The sequence below is a fragment of the Pseudomonas sp. AC355 genome (assembly GCF_979258205.1).
In genome coordinates, this window is sequence record NZ_OZ409843.1 from 4,020,514 (window position 1) to 4,044,752 (window position 24,239).

Genomic DNA, 24,239 nt, shown 5'->3' on the forward strand with positions numbered 1-24,239 from the left:
TAAGGCATGAGAGTTTTCTGCTCTGGTCATTACAGATCCCGTGCCAACTCGCAAAGCCTCTGGATTACTGGGTTTGCGCGTGCTATGAGTCTTTTAGACTCTCGTTGATATGTGTCTATATGACTCTTTTGGTGTCTTTATGACCTCTAGTCCCTTACTCGTCGCTCTGCTGCCATTGGTCGATGACCTGTCTCGCGAGCTGCCCGAGAGTGAGCGCTATCGTCGGTTGCTTGCTGCGTTGCGGCAGCTATTTCCCTGTGATGCCGTGGCGCTGCTCAGGCTCGATGGCGATGTGCTGGTACCGCTTTCGGTGGAAGGGCTGAGTGCCGACACCATGGGGCGGCGCTTCAAGGTGAGTGAGCATCCGCGTCTGCACGAATTGCTGCAGCACCGCGGGCCTACTCGTTTTGCCGCGGACTGCGAACTGCCCGATCCTTACGACGGGCTGCTCGAGGGGCAGCATGGTCATCTCGAGGTTCATGACTGCCTGGGCTGTCCGCTCTATATAAAGGAGCAGCTCTGGGGGCTGCTGACTCTGGACTCGCTGCAGTCGAGCAGCTTTGGCCTTGTCGACCTGGGCATGCTGGAGGCTTTCGCCAGCCTCGCAGCCGCGACGGTGGCAGCCAGCGAGCGGATCAGTCTGCTGATGGGGCGGGTGGAAGACGAACAGCGGCGCGCGGAACTCTATAAACAGGCGGCCGACGCCGTGCGTCCTCGGGAGATGATTGGTCAGAGTCCGAGGCACAAGGCGCTGCTTCAGGAGATAGAGCTAGTAGGCGGCAGTGACCTGACCGTCCTCATCAGTGGCGAAACCGGGGTGGGTAAGGAGCTGGTCGCCGAGGCGCTACATGCAGCGTCCACGCGTGCATCGCGGCCGATGGTCAGCATCAACTGCGCGGCATTGCCCGATACCCTGGTGGAGAGTGAGCTGTTCGGTCACGTGCGTGGGGCGTTCTCGGGGGCTGTCAGTGAGCGGCGTGGCAAGTTCGAGGTGGCCGATGGCGCCACCCTGTTTCTCGACGAGGTGGGCGAACTGCCTCTCGCCGTGCAGTCGAAGCTGTTGAGGGTGCTGCAGAGTGGTCAGTTACAACGGGTAGGCTCGGACCGCGAGCATCGTGTAGATGTGCGGGTGCTGGCTGCCACGAATCGTGACTTGGCCGAAGAGGTACGGGCCGGGCGCTTTCGCGCCGACCTTTATCATCGCCTTAGCGTGTACCCATTAAAGGTGCCGGCGCTACGTGAGCGGGGGCGTGATGTACTGCTGCTCGCCGGTTACTTCCTCGAAGACAACCGGTCGCGTCTGGGGCTGCGCAGCCTGCGTCTCGCGGCCGATGCTCAGAAAACCCTGTTGCAGCATGACTGGCCAGGCAATGTCCGGGAGCTGGAGCACCTGATTGGCCGTGCTGCTATCAAGGCCTTATCATCCTGTGGAGAGCGCCCGCAGATCCTCACCATCGATAGCTGTTCTCTGGATCTGCAGCCATCCTTGGCAATGCATATAGAAGAAGAGAATCCCTTGATCGCCAACAGCGAGTTGCCTTCAGCGGAACTAGGCCTGCGCGATGCGGTGGATGAATACCAGCGGCGCCTTATAGAGGCAGCACTGGTTCGCCATACCGGGCGCTGGGCTGAGGTGGCGCGCGAGCTGGATGTGGATCGCGCCAATTTGCAGCGTCTGGCCAGGCGCCTGGGCCTCAAGTAGCTGCCTCTGAAGTGCTGCTTATATAGAGGAAAGGCCGCCAGAGCAGTTTTATTGCAGTTAGATGAAATAAACCATTGACCTGAGATTCTGGCTGCCTATAATGCGCACCACTTCCGGCGCAGCCTGATCTGAAAACTCCTTGTTAATCAGGAAGTTAGAAGAAAATAAGGGTTGGACGGACGGCGAATTCGAGTAGAATGCGCCGGTATCGACAGGGTGGTTTGAGTGGCTCTGTTGATGGTTCGATCAGGTTTGATCGAAGGCGGTAAAGAGGGTGTTGACAGCAGGTTGTAACGCTGTAGAATGCGCCTCCCGCTGGAGAGAAGATGATCTGGTTGGGTGCTGCAAGGTGTTGAGAAGAAAGAAAAAATTCTTCAAAAACAACTTGACAGGAAGTGAGGCTGCTGTAAGATGCGCGCCTCGGTTGAGACGAAAGACTTAACCAAACGTTCTTTAACAATTGAATCAAGCAATTCGTGTGGGTGCTTGTGAGCTAAGACTGAGGATCGCAAGATTATCAGCATCACAAGTAAACACTCGTAATAGAGAGTTTTTTCTTCTTAATTGAAGAGTTTGCGATTGCTGAGCCAAGTTTAGGGTTTTCTCAAAACCCATGCAGTATTGAACTGAAGAGTTTGATCATGGCTCAGATTGAACGCTGGCGGCAGGCCTAACACATGCAAGTCGAGCGGTTGACGGGAGCTTGCTCCCTGATTCAGCGGCGGACGGGTGAGTAATGCCTAGGAATCTGCCTATTAGTGGGGGACAACGTTTCGAAAGGAACGCTAATACCGCATACGTCCTACGGGAGAAAGCAGGGGACCTTCGGGCCTTGCGCTAATAGATGAGCCTAGGTCGGATTAGCTAGTTGGTGAGGTAAAGGCTCACCAAGGCGACGATCCGTAACTGGTCTGAGAGGATGATCAGTCACACTGGAACTGAGACACGGTCCAGACTCCTACGGGAGGCAGCAGTGGGGAATATTGGACAATGGGCGAAAGCCTGATCCAGCCATGCCGCGTGTGTGAAGAAGGTCTTCGGATTGTAAAGCACTTTAAGTTGGGAGGAAGGGCAGTAAATTAATACTTTGCTGTTTTGACGTTACCGACAGAATAAGCACCGGCTAACTCTGTGCCAGCAGCCGCGGTAATACAGAGGGTGCAAGCGTTAATCGGAATTACTGGGCGTAAAGCGCGCGTAGGTGGTTTGTTAAGTTGGATGTGAAAGCCCCGGGCTCAACCTGGGAACTGCATCCAAAACTGGCAAGCTAGAGTACGGTAGAGGGTGGTGGAATTTCCTGTGTAGCGGTGAAATGCGTAGATATAGGAAGGAACACCAGTGGCGAAGGCGACCACCTGGACTGATACTGACACTGAGGTGCGAAAGCGTGGGGAGCAAACAGGATTAGATACCCTGGTAGTCCACGCCGTAAACGATGTCAACTAGCCGTTGGGTTCCTTGAGGACTTAGTGGCGCAGCTAACGCATTAAGTTGACCGCCTGGGGAGTACGGCCGCAAGGTTAAAACTCAAATGAATTGACGGGGGCCCGCACAAGCGGTGGAGCATGTGGTTTAATTCGAAGCAACGCGAAGAACCTTACCAGGCCTTGACATGCTGAGAACTTTCCAGAGATGGATTGGTGCCTTCGGGAACTCAGACACAGGTGCTGCATGGCTGTCGTCAGCTCGTGTCGTGAGATGTTGGGTTAAGTCCCGTAACGAGCGCAACCCTTGTCCTTAGTTACCAGCACGTAATGGTGGGAACTCTAAGGAGACTGCCGGTGACAAACCGGAGGAAGGTGGGGATGACGTCAAGTCATCATGGCCCTTACGGCCTGGGCTACACACGTGCTACAATGGTCGGTACAAAGGGTTGCCAAGCCGCGAGGTGGAGCTAATCCCATAAAACCGATCGTAGTCCGGATCGCAGTCTGCAACTCGACTGCGTGAAGTCGGAATCGCTAGTAATCGTGAATCAGAATGTCACGGTGAATACGTTCCCGGGCCTTGTACACACCGCCCGTCACACCATGGGAGTGGGTTGCACCAGAAGTAGCTAGTCTAACCTTCGGGGGGACGGTTACCACGGTGTGATTCATGACTGGGGTGAAGTCGTAACAAGGTAGCCGTAGGGGAACCTGCGGCTGGATCACCTCCTTAATCGAAAGATCCCAGCTTATTCATAAGCACCCACACGAATTGCTTGATTCATTGCGAAAGACGATTGGGTCTGTAGCTCAGTTGGTTAGAGCGCACCCCTGATAAGGGTGAGGTCGGCAGTTCGAATCTGCCCAGACCCACCAATTGTTGAGGGTGCAGGCCTTGGAAGTATTGGGGCCATAGCTCAGCTGGGAGAGCGCCTGCCTTGCACGCAGGAGGTCAGCGGTTCGATCCCGCTTGGCTCCACCATTTACAGCCTTCGACGTTGATGTGAATAGAGTTCAGAAATGAGCATTCCTGTTTAGGCAGATGAGTGTTGATTTCTGGTCTTTGACCAGTCAGAAAAATCGTTCTTTAAAAATTTGGGTATGTGATAGAAGTGACTGATTGATTACTTTCACTGGTAATTAATTTGGTCAAGGTAAAATTTGCGTTGTTCTCAAGTGCAAATTTTCGGCGAATGTCGTCTTCACGTTATAGACAGTAACCAGATTGCTTGGGGTTATATGGTCAAGTGAAGAAGCGCATACGGTGGATGCCTTGGCAGTCAGAGGCGATGAAAGACGTTGTAGCCTGCGATAAGCTCCGGGGAGTCGGCAAACAGACTTTGATCCGGAGATCTCTGAATGGGGGAACCCACCTAGCATAAGCTGGGTATCATGCACTGAATACATAGGTGCATGAGGCGAACCAGGGGAACTGAAACATCTAAGTACCCTGAGGAAAAGAAATCAACCGAGATTCCCTTAGTAGTGGCGAGCGAACGGGGACTAGCCCTTAAGTTGATTAGAGATTAGTGGAAGGTTCTGGAAAGTTCCGCCGTAGTGGGTGATAGCCCCGTACACGAAAATCTCTTTTCAATGAAATCGAGTAGGACGGAGCACGAGAAACTTTGTCTGAATATGGGGGGGCCATCCTCCAAGGCTAAATACTACTGACTGACCGATAGTGAACTAGTACCGTGAGGGAAAGGCGAAAAGAACCCCGGAGAGGGGAGTGAAATAGATCCTGAAACCGTATGCGTACAAGCAGTGGGAGCCTACTTTGTTGGGTGACTGCGTACCTTTTGTATAATGGGTCAGCGACTTATATTCAGTGGCGAGCTTAACCGAATAGGGGAGGCGTAGCGAAAGCGAGTCTTAATAGGGCGTTTAGTCGCTGGGTATAGACCCGAAACCGGGCGATCTATCCATGGGCAGGTTGAAGGTTGGGTAACACTAACTGGATGAACCGAACCGACTACCGTTGAAAAGTTAGCGGATGACCTGTGGATCGGAGTGAAAGGCTAATCAAGCTCGGAGATAGCTGGTTCTCCTCGAAAGCTATTTAGGTAGCGCCTCGTGTATCACTGCTGGGGGTAGAGCACTGTTTCGGCTAGGGGGTCATCCCGACTTACCAAACCGATGCAAACTCCGAATACCAGCAAGTGTCAGCACGGGAGACACACGGCGGGTGCTAACGTCCGTCGTGAAAAGGGAAACAACCCAGACCGTCAGCTAAGGTCCCAAAGTTATGGTTAAGTGGGAAACGATGTGGGAAGGCTTAGACAGCTAGGAGGTTGGCTTAGAAGCAGCCACCCTTTAAAGAAAGCGTAATAGCTCACTAGTCGAGTCGGCCTGCGCGGAAGATGTAACGGGGCTCAAACCATACACCGAAGCTACGGGTTCATCTTAGGATGAGCGGTAGAGGAGCGTTCTGTAAGCCTGTGAAGGTGAGTTGAGAAGCTTGCTGGAGGTATCAGAAGTGCGAATGCTGACATGAGTAACGACAATGGGAGTGAAAAACTCCCACGCCGAAAGACCAAGGTTTCCTGCGCAACGTTAATCGACGCAGGGTGAGTCGGCCCCTAAGGCGAGGCAGAAATGCGTAGTCGATGGGAAACGGGTTAATATTCCCGTACTTCTAATTACTGCGATGGAGGGACGGAGAAGGCTAGGCCAGCACGGCGTTGGTTGTCCGTGTTTAAGGTGGTAGGCTGATTTCTTAGGTAAATCCGGGAGATCAAGGCCGAGAGCTGATGACGAGTTGTCCTTTAGGACGATGAAGTGGTTGATGCCATGCTTCCAGGAAAAGCTTCTAAGCTTCAGGTAATTAGGAACCGTACCCCAAACCGACACAGGTGGTTAGGTAGAGAATACCAAGGCGCTTGAGAGAACTCGGGTGAAGGAACTAGGCAAAATGGCACCGTAACTTCGGGAGAAGGTGCGCCGGTGAGTGTGAAGGGTTTACCCCGTAAGCACATGCCGGTCGAAGATACCAGGCCGCTGCGACTGTTTATTAAAAACACAGCACTCTGCAAACACGAAAGTGGACGTATAGGGTGTGACGCCTGCCCGGTGCCGGAAGGTTAATTGATGGGGTTAGCTAACGCGAAGCTCTTGATCGAAGCCCCGGTAAACGGCGGCCGTAACTATAACGGTCCTAAGGTAGCGAAATTCCTTGTCGGGTAAGTTCCGACCTGCACGAATGGCGTAACGATGGCGGCGCTGTCTCCACCCGAGACTCAGTGAAATTGAAATCGCTGTGAAGATGCAGTGTATCCGCGGCTAGACGGAAAGACCCCGTGAACCTTTACTATAGCTTTGCACTGGACTTTGAGCTTGCTTGTGTAGGATAGGTGGGAGGCTTTGAAGTGGGGACGCTAGTTCTCATGGAGCCAACCTTGAAATACCACCCTGGCAACCTTGAGGTTCTAACTCTGGTCCGTTATCCGGATCGAGGACAGTGTATGGTGGGTAGTTTGACTGGGGCGGTCTCCTCCTAAAGAGTAACGGAGGAGTACGAAGGTGCGCTCAGACCGGTCGGAAATCGGTCGTAGAGTATAAAGGCAAAAGCGCGCTTGACTGCGAGACAGACACGTCGAGCAGGTACGAAAGTAGGTCTTAGTGATCCGGTGGTTCTGTATGGAAGGGCCATCGCTCAACGGATAAAAGGTACTCCGGGGATAACAGGCTGATACCGCCCAAGAGTTCATATCGACGGCGGTGTTTGGCACCTCGATGTCGGCTCATCACATCCTGGGGCTGAAGCCGGTCCCAAGGGTATGGCTGTTCGCCATTTAAAGTGGTACGCGAGCTGGGTTTAGAACGTCGTGAGACAGTTCGGTCCCTATCTGCCGTGGACGTTTGAGATTTGAGAGGGGCTGCTCCTAGTACGAGAGGACCGGAGTGGACGAACCTCTGGTGTTCCGGTTGTCACGCCAGTGGCATTGCCGGGTAGCTATGTTCGGGAAAGATAACCGCTGAAAGCATCTAAGCGGGAAACTTGCCTCAAGATGAGATCTCACTGGAACCTTGAGTTCCCTAAAGGGCCGTCGAAGACTACGACGTTGATAGGCTGGGTGTGTAAGCGTTGTGAGGCGTTGAGCTAACCAGTACTAATTGCCCGTGAGGCTTGACCATATAACACCCAAACAATTTGGCTGTTAGACGGTAGAAGTCGACAGTAATGCCGAAAATTTGTAAAAGAACACGCAACACCAACTGATATCACATACCCAATTCGGGGAAGCGACCTAAACATCGACTCCCCAACCGGATTGCTTGACGACCATAGAGCATTGGAACCACCTGATCCCATCCCGAACTCAGTAGTGAAACGATGCATCGCCGATGGTAGTGTGGGGTTTCCCCATGTGAGAGTAGGTCATCGTCAAGCTTCTACTAGAAACCCCAGATCTCGACAGAGGTCTGGGGTTTCGTCTTTGCGGCGAAGGAAAAAGACCGCTGCAGCAGGTCGAGCGTAGGAGTCGGCGAGCCACGGGCACGAGCTTCGCCGGCAAGCCGCCTCCTACAACGATCGATTGCACAGCGAGGCTTGAGCTTTAATGGGCATCCTGGGTGTTGCTGCGCCCGACCCAGGCTACGGGGCAGCGGTACGTGCTGAGCATTGCGGTGAGCTTGTGGTGGAAGGGTGAGGCGTCTTCCACCCTACGGATGCCTTGAGGCGGCTTTGTAGCCTGGGTTAGCCGACCTGAGGTTCACTGGGTCGCTCACATGCTTCTTGCCTACGCACAACGAATGTATCGAGCAGCCTACAGGTCGCACGTAGGAGCCGGCTTGCCGGCGATGCTCTCTAGCCCGGCTCGCCAGCAATCTGGCTCTTACAAAGATCCGCCCTACAGAAACAACGAAGCCCGCTATATGCGGGCTTCGTTGTTTGGCGCTTTACTCGGTTACTGCAGTTGTTTCTTGACCGCAGCGATGCTGCGCCCAGCCTGGTTGAGCCACGACAGATCGCTACCCATCAGCAGCATGTCGCTGCCCATCTCGAGTAGGCGTTTGGCGGTTTCGCCGTCGGCTGGGAAGCAGGGCACCATGACCTGGATCGAGCGGGCGTGGCATTTCTCGATCAACAATTCCAGGCGTTGTAGCACTTCGGGATTGCCCAGCCGATAGTCGACTGGCAATTGGCGCGACAGTGAGTAATCGGCCGGGCCGAAGTGCACGGCGTCGATACCTTCGACGTCGAGGATCTCGTCGATGTTGTCGAAGAACTCGTAGCTCTCTGCCATCGGTACGATCACGCTGCGATCGTTCTCCGCCTGTGTATAACTGCCCCAGTCGAAGTTCGGCCCTGCGTAGTTGGCCGATCGTACCGAGCTGTCACCGCCACGGCGGCCCATGGGCGGGAACTTGCTGTAGCGGATGATGGTGCGCATCTGCTCGGCATTGTGCACCTGCGGAATGATCACCCCCGAAGCGCCCATTTCCAGCGCCTTGCGAATGTCCCACTCCAGGGTGCCGCGTACCCGCACCATGCTATGGATGCCGGAGCACTTGGCCGCCAAGATGAGCTTTTCCATGTCGCGGTCGACGCCTAGCGAGGTGTGCTCGGCATCGATGAAAACGAAATCCAGACCCCAGTTTCCCGCTACCTCAATGGCCATCGACGAAGTGCCGTAGATGTTCAAGCCGTAGGTGTGCGAGCGGGCCATCAACTGTTTGAGTGTGCTGGTCATCAGGTCACCTCAGATGCGGTAGGTATCAGGCAGGCGATCACGGAAAGGATGCACTTCGAACACGCCGGGTTCGCGGATCAGCGACTTGTTGCGTGCCTTCTCCACGTCGATTTCGACGGTGAACACGCCATCTTCCGCACCTGCGCGTACCAGCGTCTTCCCGGATGGTTCGATGATGTGGCTCATACCGATGAACTGCATGCCGCCGTCCATATCGTTACGGTTCGGGGCTACGAAATAGACGATATTCTCCGCTGCTCGCACGGTGCTGAAGATATCCGGCAGCATGCGCGCCTGCTCTGGCCACGCGGCCGGCAGCACGACGATATCGGCACCTTCCAGGGCCAGGGTGCGTACCACTTCCGGGAAGCGGATTTCATAACAGATAGCCATGCCAATACGACCGATCTTGGTATCGAAGACCGGTGGCGTCCACTCATCCGGGGTGTCGGTGAAGCGGTCACCGATCATGAACGGCAGGTGACGCTTGCGATGCAGACCCACGATACCTTCGGGTCCAATCAGCGCTGCTGTGTTGAAGATGGCGTCCGGGCGACGCTCGTAGAAGCCGGCGATGATGTAGATGCCCGTCTCCGCACTTACGGCCAGCAACGGCGCCAGCGCTTCGATCTCGATAGCGCCACGCTCCAGATCTTCACGGCTGTCGAACGAGCCGCCGGTGAGCAGGCATTCTGGGAAGGCGATTAGGCGCGAGCCTTCTAGTGCCGTCTGGCGCGACAGCTCGGCGACTTTCTCGATGGTCTGGGTCGGGTTGCCGGGAACGGGGTGGATCTGCGCGACCGAAATTTTCATGGGTTTCCTCTATGACTGGAAGAGCGCGCCCGAGTGATCGGGCGCGCTTGTTCGTGCAGCGACGCTGCGGTGCTTATGGCTGGGCGACGTCCATGGCCTCGTAAACTTTCTTCACGAGCTCGGGGTTGATCTTGGCGGCGTACTTGTCGACGACCGGGCGGATCTTTTCCTGGATGCGGGCGATTTCTTCATCCGGCACGGCGTTGACCGTCATGCCCGACGCTTCCAGTTCGGCGATGGCCTTGCTGTCCGCCTCACGGGAGATCTGCCGTTGCTCGAGGCGCACTTCCATGGCCACTTCACTGAGCAGCTTCTTCTCGTCGTCGTTGAGCTTGTCCCAGAAGGTTTTGCCGATCAGGACGATCTGCGGGTTGTAGTTGTGATGGGTGAGGCTCAGGTACTTCTGCACCTCGTTGAACTTGGACGCGAGGATCAGCGCTGCCGGGTTCTCCTGACCGTCGACCGTGCCGGTCTCCAGTGCCGTGTGCACCTCGGTGAATGGCAGTGGCGTCGGGTTGGCGCCGAGGGCCGACCACACATCGAGGAACAGCGGCGATTGCTGCGCGCGGATCTTCAGACCGGCGATGTCTTCCAATTTCGCCACCGGGCGTTTGTTGTTGGTCAGGTTGCGCACCCCCAACTCCCAGAACGCCAGGCCGACTAGGTTCTGCTGCGGCAGTTGGTCGGTGAGCATCTTGCCAACTTCGCCATCTAGCATGGCGTCGACCTTGGCGGTGTCGGTGTACAGGAACGGGAAGTCGAGGATGCCGAAGTCGGTGATGTGGTTGAGCATCAACCCGGCATTCCAGGTCATCATCTCGATCACTCCGCCCTGGAGCGACGACAGTACCTGCACGTCGCCACCCAGCACGCCGTTGGGGAAGGTGCGTACCTTGATCTTGCCGCCACTGCGCTCGCTGACTTTCTTGGCGAACAGCTCCATGCCGATGGCCGGCGGAGTGCCTTTCGGGCTGGTGGCGGCGAATTTGATGGTGTGCGAGTTGTACTCGGCGGCAAAGCTCAGGCTGCTGGCTAGCAGCAGCGCAGCGAGTGCGGTCAATTTCATCTTCATGGTGCAATCCTTGTTGTTGGTTGTTGTTATTTGGCGAACCATTGCGCGGGAACGATGACCAGTTCGGGGAAGATCACCAGCAGGAACAGCACGATGACTTCGGCGATCAGGAACGGGAAAGTGCCCTTGAGCAGCGCTTCGTAGCGCATACGTCCGATACCGCAGACGACGTTGAGCACCGTGCCCACGGGCGGGGTAATCAGGCCGATGGAGCAATTGATCATGAACAGCACGCCGAAATAGATCGGGTCGATGCCCGCTGCTGTCACCACCGGCACCAGGATCGGCGCGAGCAGCAGAATGGTGGGTGTCAGATCCATGACCATGGAGATCACCAGGATCAGCAGCATCAGCACCAGGATCAGCAGTTTCGGGTTGTCCATCACCGGCGTGATCAGATCGATGATCTGGCCGGGAATGTCGGCGATGGTGATCATCCACGCAGGGATCGAAGCGGCAGCGACCAGGAACATCACCGCGGCGGTGGTCTTGCCGGCACGCAGCAGCAGCGCGTTGAGGTCCTTCAGATTCAGCTCGCGGTACACCAGTGCGGAAACCAGCAGCGCATAGACACTGGCGACGGCGCCCGCTTCGGTCGGCGTGACCACACCAAAGCGCAGGCCTACGACGATGATCACCGGCAGCATCAATGCCCAGATACTGTCGACGAAGGCTTTAGCGCGCTCCTTGCCGCTCGCTTTGGGGCTCAACTGCACGTCGTTGTCGCGGCGCGATACCAGCCACCAGGCCACGCACAAGGCCGACGCGATCAGCAGGCCCGGGAAGATGCCCGCCAAAAAAAGCTTGGTGATCGACAGCCCGGATGCCACGCCGAGTACGACGAAGCCGATGCTCGGCGGGATGATCGAACCGAGCACTGAAACTGAGGCGATCAGGCCACCGGAGCGGTTCTTGTTGTAGCCGGCGATGACCATCATCGGTAGCAACAGAGCGGTCAGCGAAGCTGCATCGGCGAGTGCCGAGCCGGACAGGCTGGACAGCAGCACGCCGGCGAAGATTGCTACGTAACCCAGGCCGCCACGCAGGTGACCAACCATGGCGATGGCCAGGTTGATGATGCGTTTGGATAGCCCGCCGCTGTTCATTACCTCACCGGCGATAATGAACAGCGGAATGGCCAGCAGAGGGAAGCTACCAGCGGAATTGATAATGTTCTGCGCGATGATCTGCCCATCGAATAGCCCCAGCAGCCACATCAGGGCAACACCACAGAGGATCAGGGCGTAGGCGATAGGGGCGCCGATAAGGATGGCGGCCATCAGCACGCCGACGAAAACGGTGAGGGCCATTACTTGAGTACCCCGGATTCGGTGGTGGAAATGACGTGTGCCTCTTCATCGGCGCGTTGAGGGCTGTAAGTGCCAGCAGGTTTTCTCAGGTTGTCGATCATCTGCACGGTGATCAGCGCTGCGCTGAGTACCGAGAACACCAGGCCTGCGCCATAGAACAGCGCCATGGACACGCCGGTCGAGGGGGCACCGACATGCAGGTTGATCAGCGTCTGCTTCCAGCTGCCCTCCAGGAACAGCCAGGTGACGTAGAGCATCAGTAACTGGGTGAGCAGCAGCAGGTATTTGCCGACGGTCGGCGACACGCGACTGGTCACGATGTCGACGCCGATATGGCCGTTCTCATGGAGCATCAGCTGTGCCCCGGCGAAGACCAGCCAGACGAATGCCAGCCGCGAGATTTCCTCGCTGAAGAACAGTCCGGAGTTGAAGCCGTAGCGCAGGACGACGTTGAAGAAGATCAATAGGGTGATACACACCAGGCTGGAAACGATCAGCACTTTCAGCGCGGCGAAGTAGATAGTCAGAATATTTTTCACGGTGCTCTCTCCAGCGAATGGGCAGATGAGCGAAGTAAGGAAGTTGCTTGATCATTGTTTTCGGCACTCGTGAGAGTTGCCGATACGGCAGCGATGGCCGTGATGGAATAGGCGGGCATGTATCACCTTTTTGTTATTAGTCGTATGTTGTCATACGCGGTGATGGATTCTTTTCTGATTGCCCACGAGTGTCAACGGAACTGCCCGAAGAGTCGGATTCAATGTTTTTATTAGGCTGATAAAAACGGCAGACACTGATGCTTATTGCACTTGAATAGCGCACGCGCACCAATAAATAACGCGATTTATAGCGTTATTATCTTGCAAATATCAGCAGATTATAAGTTTTCAGGCAGCCGCGCGTCGCCGCGTGTTGGGCGGGCTGTGGTGAATGCGCTGCGGCGGCCGGCAGGGTTTCTGATCGGCGCCGCCAAATGAGGTGGGTAATAGTGCAAATCCTTTTGCAGCGCGTTTTATCTGACGCGTTATTTTAAACTATCCAATTTTACCCATGCGCCGCGCACGTATTAATAGCGTTATGCGAATTGTGGAAGCCACAGTGCCAGTTGTGGAAATACGATCAATAGCGCGATAAGCAATAGCAGCACTAAGCAGAACGGCAGTACGCCATAGATGACGTCCATGAAGTTGCCCTTATTGCGAATGCTCTGTACCACGAACAGATTCATCCCGAATGGCGGTGTAATCTGGCCCATCTCACAAAGAATGATCAAAATTACGCCGAACCACAGTGGGTCGAAGCCCAGCGCGATGATTACCGGCACCACCAGCGGCGCGGTGGTGATCAGCATCGCCAGGGTATCCATGAAGCAGCCGAGGATGATGTAGAACAGGATGATCGCCAGCAGCGTGGCCATCGGTGACATATCCAGGTCGGTGACGAAGCTGACCAGCGTGGGCGTCAAGCCGATGGCCGACAGCACGAAGTTGAGGAAGAACGCCGCCAGCGTGATGAAGATGATCATTCCGCTGGTGCGCATGGTGGATTCGAACGCCTGGCCCAGGTTCTGCCAGGTGAAGGTACGGCGCCACAGGCCGAGGCCGAACGCTGCCAGCACGCCGAGTGCCGCCGACTCACTGGCGGTGGCGAAACCGCTGTAGATGGCGCCGACCACCAGCACGAAGATTGCCAGCGGCGGCAGCAGGTCGGGGATGCTCGCCAGGCGTTCGGCCCAGGTGGCGTGCTGCCGGGTGCCGCCGAGTTTCGGCCAGATCATGCAGGTGATCACGATCATCGCCACGAACATCACGCAGAGCAGCAGGCCGGGAATGGTCGCCGCCAGGTAGAGCTTGGGTACCGAGATGTTGGCGATCAACGCGAACAGGATCATGTTGATCGAAGGTGGAATCAGAATGCCCAGGGTGCCGCCCGCCGCGATGGAGCCGAGGAACAGCGGCGCCGGGTAGCCTTTGCGCTCCTGCTCCGGCAAGGCGATGGTCGAGATGGTCGCCGCCGTGGCCACGCTGGAGCCGCTGGTGGCGGAGAACAGCGCCGAGGCACCGATGTTCGAGTTCATCAGGCCGCCTGGCAGCCACGACAGCCACTTGTCGGCAGCGCTGTACATGCGCCCGGCCACGCCCGAGCAGACCAGTAGTTCACCCATCAGGATGTACAGTGGAATGGCCACCAGCAGGAATTCGGCGCCGGTACTCCAGGCGATTTCGCCCATGGCGTTGCTCAATGGCAGCGCCGAGAACAGCTCGGCCAGCGACATGCCCAGCAGGCCCACGCTGACCGCTGCGGCCACGGTCAGGCCCAGCAGGCCCAGCAGTACGACAAGCGTAAAAACCAACATCTAGCGGCCCTCCCTGGTGATGTCGTGAGGGCGGCTGGAGTGCGATTCTTCCTCGATCTCCTCCTCGACTGAGTTGATGCCGATCAGTGCGTTGGCCGCCGCCCAGCGTTGCTGACGCAGCTGAATCACGCTGTTGTAGGCCAGCACCAGAATGGTGGTGGCGAAGAACAGGTACCCGGCGAACCACAGTGACTGGGGAATCCACTGCGGCACCTGCAGCGGCGTGGTGGAAATCGAGCGATAGGCGATGGAGTCCCACAGCACCCCGCCGACATGGAACAGCAGCGTGCCGACGAACAGTGCCATGCCGGCCAGTGCCAGCAGATCGAGGCCGACCTTGGGTTTGAGCGACAGGCGCGAGTAGATGATGTCCACGCGCAGGTGGGAACGTTTGAGCTGCGCGATGGGGAACGCCCAGGCGCTGACGATGGCCAGTACGTAGCCGGCGATCTCGTCGGCACCGCCCATGGAAAAGCCGAACAGGCGGCGCAGCAGCAGGTCGATGCTGATCATCAGGGCCGAGCCCATCAACGCGATGCCACCCACCCAGGCACTGACCTTGGCGATGCGATTGATGAGCCGCAGGCTCGGGGTATCGGTATGTTGCATGAGCAGGTTTCTCCGCGAACGGTTGGAGGTCAGCGCGGCAGCGCTGCATCGGGCGAGGCCTTCGCTGTGCTCAGGGATCTTTCAGGCTGACGCCTATCGCCTTGCCCGCCGTGGAGTTCCACTGCTGCACGCAGTCGGCGCCGCAACGCTTGCCCCAGTCATTGGCGATGCGCAGCACTACGGCGCGCAGTTTGGCGCGCTCCTCGTCGGTGGGGGCATTGGCCTGCATGTCGGCAGGGTGGTGAATCTGGCAGTCGGCTGCACCGGTGTTGCAGGCCAGCGCATAGCGGTTCTCCCTGGCGGTTTCCGTCCAAAGGGCATCCTCCAGCACCTGCGCCTGGGTCTGCAGCAGTTGCTGCACCTGAGGGGAAAGCTGTTGCCAGCGCTGCAGGCCCATGGCGTAGAAGCCGATCGACCAGTCCACCGGCAGGTCGTAGACATGGCTCGCCACGTCGTACCACTTGGCGGCATTGCCCGAGCCCATGCCGGTTACCGCGCAGTCGATGACGCCGGTCTGCATGGCCGTGACCACCTCGGCGAAGGGCAGCGTAACCGGCGATCCGCCGAGTGCGCCGACCATGTCGGCCATGTTGCGGCCACGTACGCGAACCTTGCGACCTTTGAGATCGTCCAGGCCATCCACGGCATCGCGGCAGAAGAACACCTGTGCGGTATAGGGCACGGTTGCCAGCAGCTTGACGCCGTGGCGCTCGGCCATGCGTGCCTCCAGCACCGGCTTGTAGGCATTGGCGATCTTGTGCGAGGTGTCGATGTCGGCCGCCATGCCGGGCAGGTCGATGCCTTCGAAAGCCGCATCGTCGCCCGCCACGAAGGCGAACACGCCCATGCCGATCTCGACCGCGCCGGAACGCAGCACGCGAACCATCTCCGGCCCCTTGAGGCCGCTTTCCGACAGGCCCATCAGGCGTGCGGTGACCTTGCCGCCCGAACTGGCGGGCAGGGTTTCATTCCAGAACGGGCGCTCGACGGCGCGAAAGGTGTAGTTGTGGCTACCGCCACCGACCACATTGAAATGGATGGACGACGCATCGTCCGCAAGCGCGCTGGCGCCGATCGAGCAGCCCAGCGCAGCCAGGATCACCCTGGGGAGCGAGTACAGTTTCATGGTAGTCCTGTTGTTCTTTTGGGGGAGCTACGGGGCAGAAACCTGATGAAAAGTGCAGCGGGTCAGTATTGGTATTGTCGTGGCGCCTGACCTTGCGCGCAGTGATGCCGGTCTATCGATGGAACTGCCGTATCAGCGTGCTTTGCCGATGGCCGCGTCGATCAGCGGGCGCGAGCCCACCACGTCGGGAAACTTCTCGCCTTGGGCCAGGCGCGCCAGCGTGTGCTTCTCGTTTTCCTGGAACTCGATGGCTCGTCTGGCCAGGGCCAGTGCCTGGGCGGGTGGCAGGATGACGATGCCGTTCTCGTCGGCGATCACCGCATCACCCGGCCGAACTACGACGCCACCACATTGCACCGCGGTACAGAATTCGCCTTCCTCGCCTTTCACCCGCGTGGTGATGGCGCTGGCGCCCCAGGACCAGACCGGCACGCCGTGCTGACGAATCTCGCCCAGGTCTGTGACGTAACCGTCGATGACGATCCCGGCGATACCCGCCTGCTTGGCGGCATAGGCCATGGCGCCGCCCATGGCAGCGGTCACGCTTTCGCCGCAGCGGTCGACTACCAGAAAATCACCAGGCCTCGCGCAACCCATCGCGTAATGTAAGATCCCGCCGTCGGCGCCGGGCATCTTCACCGTGACGGCTGTGCCCACGGTGCGCAGATTTTCGAAATGCGCCCGTATTTGTGGGCTCAAGATGCCAGTGGTAATGAAGTGCCCGATAGTCGCGGGCTCGGCTCGCAAAAGAACGGAAAGTTCTTCTGGATCAATTGCTTCAGGAAGTGCTTCGATAATATACATGCGCTATTTAATTATTCGTTTTGGGCAAGAAAGTTAGCCCGATCCTAGCAAGCATGTTTTTCTGGCGATAATAAAAATCAGCGAACAGAAGAGGGGAAGATTTTTATCATGCGTATTACCCTGATGCAGATCGAGGCCTTCTACTGGACTGCCCGATTGGGCGGTGTACATGCTGCATCACGCCACCTTCACCTCACCCAGCCGGCCATTTCCTCGCGCATTCGGGAGATGGAATCGCTGCTCAGCGTCAAGCTGTTCGACCGCAGCAAGCAGCGCATGACCCTCACCGCCGATGGCCATATCGCCCTGCGCCACGCCGAGCTGGCGCTCAACAACAGCGTGAAACTCGAGCAGTTCGCCGCCAAACAGAAGCAGCACCGCAGGCTGCGCCTGGGCGCCGACGAATGCTCGGCGATGGTCGGCCTGACCGCCGTGATCGCCGAGATCAAGGCGCACTTTCCCGAGATCACCCTGGAAATCACCATCGACGTCGGCGCGGTGCTCAACCGCAAGCTCAACGACCACGAGCTCGACCTGGCGCTGCTCACCAACCCCGCCACCCGCGAGGACGTCACCGACATCTTCATCGGCTGGATGACCTTCCAGTGGGTCGCCGCCCCGCAACTGTGCATCGACGCCGACCCCTTCCTGCCGGAGCACGCCGCCGGCCACCCCATCGTCAGCCACTCCGCCCCCTCGACCCTGTACTCGGTGGTCGAGAACTGGCTGAAGGGCGGCAACGCACCGTCGGAAGCCTTTCACTCCAGCAACTCCTTGAGCTTCATGGCCAAACTGGTCTCCGCCGGCCACGCCATTGGCATCCTGCCCGTACCCCTGATCCGCGAAATGCTCGCCCTCAACCTGCTGAAAACCCTGCCCTGCGACCCACCCATCCCACCGGCGCGCTTCTGCCTCTCCTACATGACGGAAATGCCCGACATGCAGATCGATGCGCTGGTCGCGATTACTCGGGAGACGTTATTGCGGCAGAAGTTTTTGGTGGGGGCGGAGGTTATTAACGAGGATCCCCAAGATGTCGAGACTTGAGAGTTACCGAGAGGGCCTGCATGTACTTGGGGGCAGGCCACATTTATAGGTGAGATCAATTATGGTCTGTCCTGAAGGCCTTTAGCTCGTATTAAATAAGATGCCCCGTTGTTACCCGAGGCTTTCATCGCAACGAGGGATCAGTTAAACACCGCCGCGGTGTCTATACGTCGCCAAATAGCTTCGGAAAAACTGTAGAGCGAGAACGCGATCAAGCCTGCGCCAATCAGCGCCAGCCAGAAGGTGCCGAAGTGCAAGGATTGCAATGCGCTCAATGCGTCCTCAAGTCCTGGTGGCTCTGTAGGCTTGTAGCGCGCACCACCGCTGAAGAGCATGCCGGACACCACCAGAAACGAAACGCCTCTGGCAATCAAGCCTACCTTCGAGACTGGCGTTACCCAGCGCATGACGTCATCCGACGCAGAGAAGTACTTTTCGAATTTGGCTTTCCAGCCCTTGATGATGTGCGCGATGCCGACGCCCAGCGGCACCAAAGCGACCAGGTAGACCAGATAGTTTGAATACTTCCAGCCCAATACACCCGAGAGAAAATCGCCGTTGCCACCGCCTCCATTAGAGGATTCACCTAGGGAGCTTCCCAAGAGACCCAGCGTAAACAGGGTCAGCAGGCTATAACTGATGGCGCCGCCAACGAGGCCTGTGCGCACAGCGAGGCCCTTGGCATCGGTGCCGTGATCTTCCGGGTCAGTAATGGCCTGGGTCAATCGCCATGCGGCATAGGCGACAAGTCCCGCGACCATGATCCATAACAACGTCTCGCCGAAAGGTTGTCCCAGCAATTGCGAGATAGCGCCTTTGGTTCCGACCGTTTTCCCGCTACCCCAGGCGGCCAGCAGCGCGAAGATGCCGATAATCAGATACACCACGCCGCGTGCTGCGTAGGCAGTCCGAGCGAGCCAGACGAGGCCCTGAGAGAGTTCGCCTTTGGCGTGGCTGGCTGGGTTATACAAAGTGGCGCTCCTGAGCGGGGGAATACAGATGACGCTGCAGTTGACACCCATTGCGGACGGCCGTTTCGACTGATTAGCAGGGCTGTGTTCACGGCGGCAAGTTCAGGCGCTGAGCGTTTTGAATCTGCGCATCTTCTTTTGATTAGCATGTGCATCTGAAAGCCGCTGCTACTTGAGTGCCATCGGGCAAATTCCCTTCCTAACAAAGCTTGATATCGCGGGGGGGTAGCTACCTGCTCCGGCTGATTACACTGGCGATTCAGGAAGTGGCGTGTACCGATCGGACAGCGCCTCATGAAGGGTTTAGCGCAGATCAAGCAGAACGCTAGAAACGACAAAGCCCGCACATGGCGGGCTTGTGTTTTTCGTCCTCGTCATCCCTATGAGATGAACAGAACATCAATTTGGCGCACCAGGCGGGATTCGAACCCACGACCCCTGCCTTCGGAGGGCAGTACTCTATCCAGCTGAGCTACTGGTGCGTTGCGGGGCGCAATCATACGCATGTCGCTGGCGTGCGTCCATGCTGCTGGCGGGGCGCGTTTGGTGGGTGGGGAAGGCGGGCTTGGGCTATAAAGAAGGGCTGCACGAATGCCGGTGATCGGCTGGGTTGTTAATTTTCTCGAACGGCCTATTGCCCTTTAACCCTGCTGATCTTAGGATCTGTTTGATATTTCAAACAGTTCATGTGGTTACGCTGAACTCTGGGCGTTACACCCCGTTCGAACGGCCAGGCAGTGGCTAATCTGTCGCTCTACCCATACCTGGGTTCGCTCCCAGTTTCTTTCGTCATCTCCTGGCGCCGTGGTGCCAGGATAGAGGAGACCGCCATGCAACTGAAAGACGCTCAACTGTTCCGCCAGCAGGCTTTCGTCAACGGTGCCTGGGCTGATGCCGACAGCGGCCAGACCATCAAGGTGACCAACCCGGCCACGGGTGACGTGATCGGCACCGTGCCGAAGATGGGTGCGGCCGAGACCCGCCGTGCCATCGAAGCGGCCGACAAGGCGCTGCCGGCCTGGCGTGCACTGACTGCCAAGGAGCGTTCCGCCAAGCTGCGCCGCTGGTATGAGCTGATGCTGGAGAACCAGGAAGACCTGGCGCGCCTGATGACCATCGAGCAGGGCAAACCGCTGGCCGAGGCCAAGGGCGAAATCGCCTACGCGGCGTCCTTCATCGAGTGGTTCGCCGAAGAAGCCAAGCGCATCTATGGGGACACCATTCCGGGTCACCAGGCCGACAAGCGCCTGATCGTCATCAAGCAGCCGATCGGCGTTACCGCAGCCATTACGCCGTGGAACTTCCCGGCTGCGATGATCACCCGTAAGGCAGGCCCTGCGCTGGCCGCTGGTTGCACCATGGTGCTCAAGCCTGCCTCGCAGACGCCGTACTCCGCTCTGGCCCTGGCCGAGCTGGCTACCCGTGCTGGTATCCCGGCTGGCGTGTTCAGCGTGGTGACCGGCAGCGCTGGCGATATCGGCAGCGAGCTGACGGGCAACCCGATCGTGCGCAAACTGTCGTTCACTGGCTCCACCGAGATCGGTCGCCAGTTGATGGCCGAGTGCGCCCAGGACATCAAGAAGGTGTCGCTGGAGCTGGGTGGCAACGCGCCCTTCATCGTGTTCGACGATGCTGACCTGGACAAGGCCATCGAAGGCGCGATCATCTCCAAGTACCGCAACAACGGTCAGACCTGCGTGTGTGCGAACCGTATCTACGTGCAGGACGGCGTCTACGATGCCTTCGCCGAGAAGCTCAAGGTAGCGGTCGAGAAACTGAAGATCGGCAACGGTCTGGAAGACGGCACCACCACCGGCCCGCTGATCGACGAGAAGGCCGTGGCCAAGGTCAAGGAGCACATCGAGGATGCCGTTTCCAAAGGCGCCAAGATCCTCTCCGGCGGCAAGACCCACGCCCTCGGCGGTACCTTCTTCGAGCCGACCATTCTGACCGACGTACCGAAGAACGCGCTGGTCTCCAAGGACGAAACCTTCGGCCCGCTGGCGCCGCTGTTCCGCTTCAAGGACGAAGCCGAAGTGATCGCCATGGCCAACGACACCGAGTTCGGTCTGGCTTCCTACTTCTACGCCCGTGACCTGAGCCGCGTGTTCCGTGTGGCCGAGGCACTGGAATACGGTATGGTCGGCATCAACACCGGCCTGATCTCCAATGAAGTGGCGCCGTTCGGCGGCATCAAGGCCTCGGGCCTGGGCCGTGAAGGCTCCAAGTACGGCATCGAGGACTACCTGGAAATCAAGTACCTCTGCCTGAGCATCTGATCAGGCAATGTAAAAACTACTGCGCTCGGTCATACGGCGTTAAAAACAGGCTCAAATGCTCATTTACACTTGTAAACTCGCTTTTCGCCTGTTTTTGCCTTGTCTGACCGTCGCTCGCTACGTTTTTACAAGGCCTGATCCCGCGCCACTTCGGTGGCGCAACTAAGCGTTTCCCCCTGCATCGCGCAAGGCCCGGCAGTCGATCATCGCATGCTGCCGCGGCTGTACCGGGATGCGTCATCCTTGAACCACACCGACGATGAGCGGTGAATGAGGAAGCCATGAGCAAGACCAACGAATCCCTGCTGCAACGCCGCCAAGCCGCCGTACCGCGTGGCGTCGGCCAGATCCACCCGATCGTCGCCGAGCGCGCCGAGAACGCCACCGTGTGGGACGTCGAAGGCCGTGAGTACATCGACTTCGCCGGCGGTATCGCCGTACTGAACACCGGCCACCTGCACCCGAGAGTGGTCGCCGCCGTTCAGGAGCAGCTGACCAAGCTGACCCACACCTGCTTCCAGGTGCTGGCGTACGAACCCTACATCGAGCTGTGTGAAGAAATCGCCAAGCGCGTACCGGGCGACTTCGCCAAGAAGACCCTGCTGGTCACCTCGGGCTCCGAAGCCGTCGAGAACGCCGTGAAGATCGCCCGTGCCGCTACCGGTCGTGCTGGCGTGATCGCCTTCACCGGCGCCTACCACGGCCGCACCATGATGACCCTGTCGCTGACCGGCAAGGTGGCGCCGTACTCCGCTGGCATGGGCCTGATGCCTGCCGGTGTGTACCGCGCCATTGCGCCATGCGAGCTGCATGGCGTCAGCGAAGACGAGTCCATTGCCAGCATCGAGCGCATCTTCAAGAACGATGCCCAGCCTCAGGACATCGCCGCGATCATCATCGAGCCGGTGCAGGGCGAAGGTGGTTTCTACGTCAATTCGCCAGCCTTCATGCAGCGTCTGCGCGCCCTGTGCGACCAGCACGGCATTCTGCTGATCGCTGACGAAGTGCAGACCGGCGCTGGCCGTACCGGTACTTTCTTCGCCACCGAGCAACTGGGCGTCGTGCCGGATCTGACCACCTTCGCCAAATCCGTCGGCGGCGGCTTCCCGATCTCCGGCGTCAGCGGCAAGGCCGAGATCATGGACACCATCGCCCCCGGTGGCCTGGGCGGCACCTATGCCGGTAGCCCGATCGCCTGCGCCGCGGCCCTGGCCGTGCTGAAGGTGTTCGACGAAGAGAAGCTGCTGGATCGCTCCAACGCCGTGGGCGAGAAGCTCAAGGCCGGCCTGCGCGACATCGCCGCCAAGCACAAGGTGATCGGTGATGTACGTGGCCTGGGTTCGATGATCGCCATCGAGCTGTTCGAAGGCGGCGACCACAGCAAACCGGCTGCCGAGCTGACGGGCAAGATCGTCGCCAAGGCGCGCGACAAGGGCCTGATCCTGCTGTCGTGCGGCACCTACTACAACGTAGTGCGCTTCCTGATGCCGGTCACCATCCCGTACGCTCAGCTGGAAAAAGGCATCGCCATCGTTGCCGAGTGCTTCGACGAACTGGCGTAAGCCACGCCGTGAAAAAGACCCGCTTCGGCGGGTCTTTTTTTGCCTGCTGCTCTGCCCCGGTCATAGTGCGGGTCACCGCTTACGTAGCCTGGTGTTGAGCGCAGCGATACCCAGTGCAATACGTGTCACCGCGCACGACCCGGGCTACGGCAGAGCGCTTGCTGACCTGTCTATACTGAGCCTCTTACACCTATGTGAAGAGGTTTGTAGATGTCTGCAGCGGCCACCGCCCCGGAAGTTCTCATCGCCGATACCGATCCGTGGACGGCCGATCTGCTCGAGCAACTGGTGCTCGACGTGCGCTGCGACGCCGTGGTGATCCGTGTCAGCGATGGCCAGGCGGCCATGGCACGCTGCAAGCGGCGTCTGCCTGAACTGGTGATCGCCGACAGCGAGCTGCCGGGTGTCGATGGTCTGGAGTTGCTGCGCCAGTTGCGCCGCCACCCGCGTACTCCGGCGCTGCCGTTCATTCTCATCAGCGGTCGCCTGGATGCCAACAGCGTGCGCGCCGCCAAGCCGCTGGCGCCCACCGCCTACCTGGCCAAACCCTTCAACGCCGAAGCACTGCGCCAGCGCCTGGCCGGGCTGTTGCTCAGCGAGGGCGAGGAGTTGCTGTGCCCGATTCGTCCGCTGCTGGTGAACCGCCTCGAAGATTACCTGGATGCCATGCGCGAAGAGGGGCAGGGCGCGCCGCTGCTGGCCTCGGTGCGTGACTCGGTCAGCCAGTACCTGAACAGCAGCGAGCCGAGCCTGCGTGAGCTGGAGCAGGTGTTCACCCGTGACCCGCAGATTACCGCCTGCCTGATCGCTGCGGCCAACAGTGCCGCTCACCACAACGGCTCACCCTGTCAGACCCTGGCCCAGGCCCTGCCGCGTCTGGGGGTGGCACGTACCCTGAATCTGGTGCTGGGGCTTTCCGTGCAGCGCAACGCACGGCTCAGCGACCCGCGCCTGGCCGAGCAGGGCGTGCGCACCTGGGCCGCCGCCCAGCGCAGTGCCGAGGTCGCTCATTGGCTGGCCTGCGAACTGTCGCTGGATGCCGAGCTCTGCTACACCGCCGGCCTGTTGCACAACATCGGCGAGCTGGCGCTGCTGCGCTGCATGCAGGACTGGCAGGACGCCGGCGGCAGCCTCAGTGATGAGGAGATCGAGCAGGCCATCCGCCTGCGCGCCGCCAGCTTCGGCTCGGCGCTGCGTATCCGCTGGCGCCTACCCTTTGGGCTGCGCGAGCTGGTGGCGGCTTATTACAGCCTCAACAGCGGGGTGTTCTCCCGCGAGGCGCTGGTGCTCAACCTCGCTGGGCAGGTGGTCGCTCTCGGTGCCTCGCAAAGCCCCAGCGAGCTGCGCGAGGCCCGCTGCGTGCGCCTGCTGCGCCTCGATCTCGGAGTGCTCGAGCGCCTGCCTGCTCAGGCGTCTGTGGCGTGATCTCGGCATAAATCACGCCGCAAAAATGTGTCGAAAGCCTGCC

The 24,239-nt window shown here is 58.7% G+C and carries 15 protein-coding genes, 3 tRNA genes and 3 rRNA genes; 10 read left to right on the plus strand and 11 right to left on the minus strand.

Annotated elements, in window-relative coordinates; all coding sequences use genetic code 11:
- Window positions 1–139: 139 nt before the first annotated feature.
- The 6 genes from norR (at window position 140) to rrf (ending at window position 7,519) form a co-directional block, all read left to right on the plus strand.
- Window positions 140–1,702 (plus strand): nitric oxide reductase transcriptional regulator NorR, encoded by a 1,563-nt coding sequence (gene norR / locus ACZ0AI_RS18855; protein ID WP_463563184.1) that lies wholly within the window; start codon window positions 140–142, stop codon window positions 1,700–1,702.
- A 623-nt stretch (window positions 1,703–2,325) separates the two neighbouring features.
- A 16S ribosomal RNA gene (locus ACZ0AI_RS18860) occupies window positions 2,326–3,862 on the plus strand.
- 66 nt (window positions 3,863–3,928) lie between these two features.
- Window positions 3,929–4,005: transfer RNA gene (locus ACZ0AI_RS18865), tRNA-Ile, on the plus strand.
- Between the two features lie 30 nt (window positions 4,006–4,035).
- Window positions 4,036–4,111: transfer RNA gene (locus tag ACZ0AI_RS18870), tRNA-Ala, on the plus strand.
- A gap of 259 nt (window positions 4,112–4,370) precedes the next feature.
- A 23S ribosomal RNA gene (locus tag ACZ0AI_RS18875) occupies window positions 4,371–7,263 on the plus strand.
- Window positions 7,264–7,403: 140 nt separating this feature from the next.
- Window positions 7,404–7,519, plus strand: a 5S ribosomal RNA gene (gene rrf, locus ACZ0AI_RS18880).
- The 16S, 23S and 5S rRNA genes sit together here with 2 tRNA genes alongside, the layout of an rRNA operon.
- Before the next feature lie 517 nt (window positions 7,520–8,036).
- On the opposite strand, the gene ACZ0AI_RS18885 is transcribed toward rrf, so the two are convergent.
- From ACZ0AI_RS18885 to ACZ0AI_RS18925, 9 genes are all read right to left on the minus strand, one after another.
- On the minus strand, window positions 8,037–8,822 hold the full coding sequence (locus ACZ0AI_RS18885; protein ID WP_463563185.1) for an HpcH/HpaI aldolase family protein: 786 nt from the start codon (window positions 8,820–8,822) through the stop codon (window positions 8,037–8,039).
- A gap of 9 nt (window positions 8,823–8,831) precedes the next feature.
- Complete coding sequence (locus ACZ0AI_RS18890) at window positions 8,832–9,635, minus strand: carbon-nitrogen hydrolase family protein (protein ID WP_463563186.1); 804 nt, start codon at window positions 9,633–9,635, stop codon at window positions 8,832–8,834.
- A gap of 73 nt (window positions 9,636–9,708) precedes the next feature.
- Window positions 9,709–10,707: a TRAP transporter substrate-binding protein gene (locus ACZ0AI_RS18895; RefSeq protein WP_463563187.1), complete on the minus strand. Its 999-nt coding sequence runs from the start codon at window positions 10,705–10,707 to the stop codon at window positions 9,709–9,711.
- A 26-nt stretch (window positions 10,708–10,733) separates the two neighbouring features.
- Window positions 10,734–12,017, minus strand: a complete 1,284-nt coding sequence (locus ACZ0AI_RS18900; RefSeq protein ID WP_463570061.1) for a TRAP transporter large permease — start codon at window positions 12,015–12,017, stop codon at window positions 10,734–10,736.
- Window positions 12,017–12,556, minus strand: a complete 540-nt coding sequence (locus ACZ0AI_RS18905; RefSeq protein WP_463563188.1) for a TRAP transporter small permease — start codon at window positions 12,554–12,556, stop codon at window positions 12,017–12,019. The genes ACZ0AI_RS18900 and ACZ0AI_RS18905 overlap by 1 nt, the downstream gene beginning before the upstream one ends.
- Before the next feature lie 536 nt (window positions 12,557–13,092).
- Window positions 13,093–14,373 (minus strand): TRAP transporter large permease, encoded by a 1,281-nt coding sequence (locus tag ACZ0AI_RS18910; protein ID WP_463563189.1) that lies wholly within the window; start codon window positions 14,371–14,373, stop codon window positions 13,093–13,095.
- Window positions 14,374–14,982: a TRAP transporter small permease subunit gene (locus ACZ0AI_RS18915; RefSeq protein ID WP_463563190.1), complete on the minus strand. Its 609-nt coding sequence runs from the start codon at window positions 14,980–14,982 to the stop codon at window positions 14,374–14,376.
- 70 nt (window positions 14,983–15,052) lie between these two features.
- A complete protein-coding gene (locus tag ACZ0AI_RS18920) occupies window positions 15,053–16,108 on the minus strand; it encodes a TRAP transporter substrate-binding protein (protein WP_463563191.1) in 1,056 nt (351 codons plus the stop codon).
- Window positions 16,109–16,240: 132 nt separating this feature from the next.
- Window positions 16,241–16,912 carry an RraA family protein gene (locus ACZ0AI_RS18925; protein WP_463563192.1) on the minus strand — a complete coding sequence of 224 codons (672 nt, stop codon included), beginning with the start codon at window positions 16,910–16,912 and terminating at the stop codon, window positions 16,241–16,243.
- Between the two features lie 108 nt (window positions 16,913–17,020).
- Here ACZ0AI_RS18925 and ACZ0AI_RS18930 point away from each other — a divergent pair, with 108 nt between their 5' ends.
- Window positions 17,021–17,959, plus strand: a complete 939-nt coding sequence (locus ACZ0AI_RS18930; RefSeq protein WP_463563193.1) for a LysR family transcriptional regulator — start codon at window positions 17,021–17,023, stop codon at window positions 17,957–17,959.
- Between the two features lie 140 nt (window positions 17,960–18,099).
- On the opposite strand, the gene ACZ0AI_RS18935 is transcribed toward ACZ0AI_RS18930, so the two are convergent.
- Together ACZ0AI_RS18935 and ACZ0AI_RS18940 are read right to left on the minus strand one after the other, a co-directional pair.
- Window positions 18,100–18,930 (minus strand): DUF1206 domain-containing protein, encoded by an 831-nt coding sequence (locus ACZ0AI_RS18935; RefSeq protein WP_463563194.1) that lies wholly within the window; start codon window positions 18,928–18,930, stop codon window positions 18,100–18,102.
- A gap of 405 nt (window positions 18,931–19,335) precedes the next feature.
- Window positions 19,336–19,412: transfer RNA gene (locus ACZ0AI_RS18940), tRNA-Arg, on the minus strand.
- A 348-nt stretch (window positions 19,413–19,760) separates the two neighbouring features.
- Between ACZ0AI_RS18940 and gabD the strand changes: the two genes are divergently transcribed.
- The 3 genes from gabD to ACZ0AI_RS18955 all read left to right on the plus strand — a co-directional run bounded on the left by gabD (window position 19,761) and on the right by ACZ0AI_RS18955 (window position 24,196).
- Entirely contained in the window at window positions 19,761–21,209 is a 1,449-nt protein-coding gene (gabD, locus tag ACZ0AI_RS18945; RefSeq protein WP_463563195.1) for an NADP-dependent succinate-semialdehyde dehydrogenase, read from the plus strand.
- A gap of 281 nt (window positions 21,210–21,490) precedes the next feature.
- Window positions 21,491–22,771: a 4-aminobutyrate--2-oxoglutarate transaminase gene (gabT, locus tag ACZ0AI_RS18950; protein WP_463563196.1), complete on the plus strand. Its 1,281-nt coding sequence runs from the start codon at window positions 21,491–21,493 to the stop codon at window positions 22,769–22,771.
- Window positions 22,772–22,981: 210 nt separating this feature from the next.
- The gene (locus ACZ0AI_RS18955) at window positions 22,982–24,196 is read left to right on the plus strand and encodes an HDOD domain-containing protein (protein WP_225836292.1); all 1,215 of its coding nucleotides are present in this window, start codon (window positions 22,982–22,984) and stop codon (window positions 24,194–24,196) included.
- Window positions 24,197–24,239 lie beyond the last annotated feature (43 nt).

Excerpts from the sequence above, each read along its gene's own strand:
- ACZ0AI_RS18885 (WP_463563185.1), bottom strand. The coding sequence starts at position 8,822 with ATGACCAGCACACTCAAACAGTTGATGGCCCGCTCGCACACCTACGGC.
- gabD (WP_463563195.1), top strand. The coding sequence starts at position 19,761 with ATGCAACTGAAAGACGCTCAACTGTTCCGCCAGCAGGCTTTCGTCAAC.
- ACZ0AI_RS18895 (WP_463563187.1), bottom strand. The coding sequence starts at position 10,707 with ATGAAGATGAAATTGACCGCACTCGCTGCGCTGCTGCTAGCCAGCAGC.
- gabT (WP_463563196.1), top strand. The coding sequence starts at position 21,491 with ATGAGCAAGACCAACGAATCCCTGCTGCAACGCCGCCAAGCCGCCGTA.
- ACZ0AI_RS18890 (WP_463563186.1), bottom strand. The coding sequence starts at position 9,635 with ATGAAAATTTCGGTCGCGCAGATCCACCCCGTTCCCGGCAACCCGACC.
- ACZ0AI_RS18925 (WP_463563192.1), bottom strand. The coding sequence starts at position 16,912 with ATGTATATTATCGAAGCACTTCCTGAAGCAATTGATCCAGAAGAACTT.
- ACZ0AI_RS18930 (WP_463563193.1), top strand. The coding sequence starts at position 17,021 with ATGCGTATTACCCTGATGCAGATCGAGGCCTTCTACTGGACTGCCCGA.
- ACZ0AI_RS18955 (WP_225836292.1), top strand. The coding sequence starts at position 22,982 with ATGTCTGCAGCGGCCACCGCCCCGGAAGTTCTCATCGCCGATACCGAT.
- norR (WP_463563184.1), top strand. The coding sequence starts at position 140 with ATGACCTCTAGTCCCTTACTCGTCGCTCTGCTGCCATTGGTCGATGAC.
- ACZ0AI_RS18900 (WP_463570061.1), bottom strand. The coding sequence starts at position 12,017 with ATGGCCCTCACCGTTTTCGTCGGCGTGCTGATGGCCGCCATCCTTATC.
- ACZ0AI_RS18915 (WP_463563190.1), bottom strand. The coding sequence starts at position 14,982 with ATGCAACATACCGATACCCCGAGCCTGCGGCTCATCAATCGCATCGCC.
- ACZ0AI_RS18920 (WP_463563191.1), bottom strand. The coding sequence starts at position 16,108 with ATGAAACTGTACTCGCTCCCCAGGGTGATCCTGGCTGCGCTGGGCTGC.
- ACZ0AI_RS18910 (WP_463563189.1), bottom strand. The coding sequence starts at position 14,373 with ATGTTGGTTTTTACGCTTGTCGTACTGCTGGGCCTGCTGGGCCTGACC.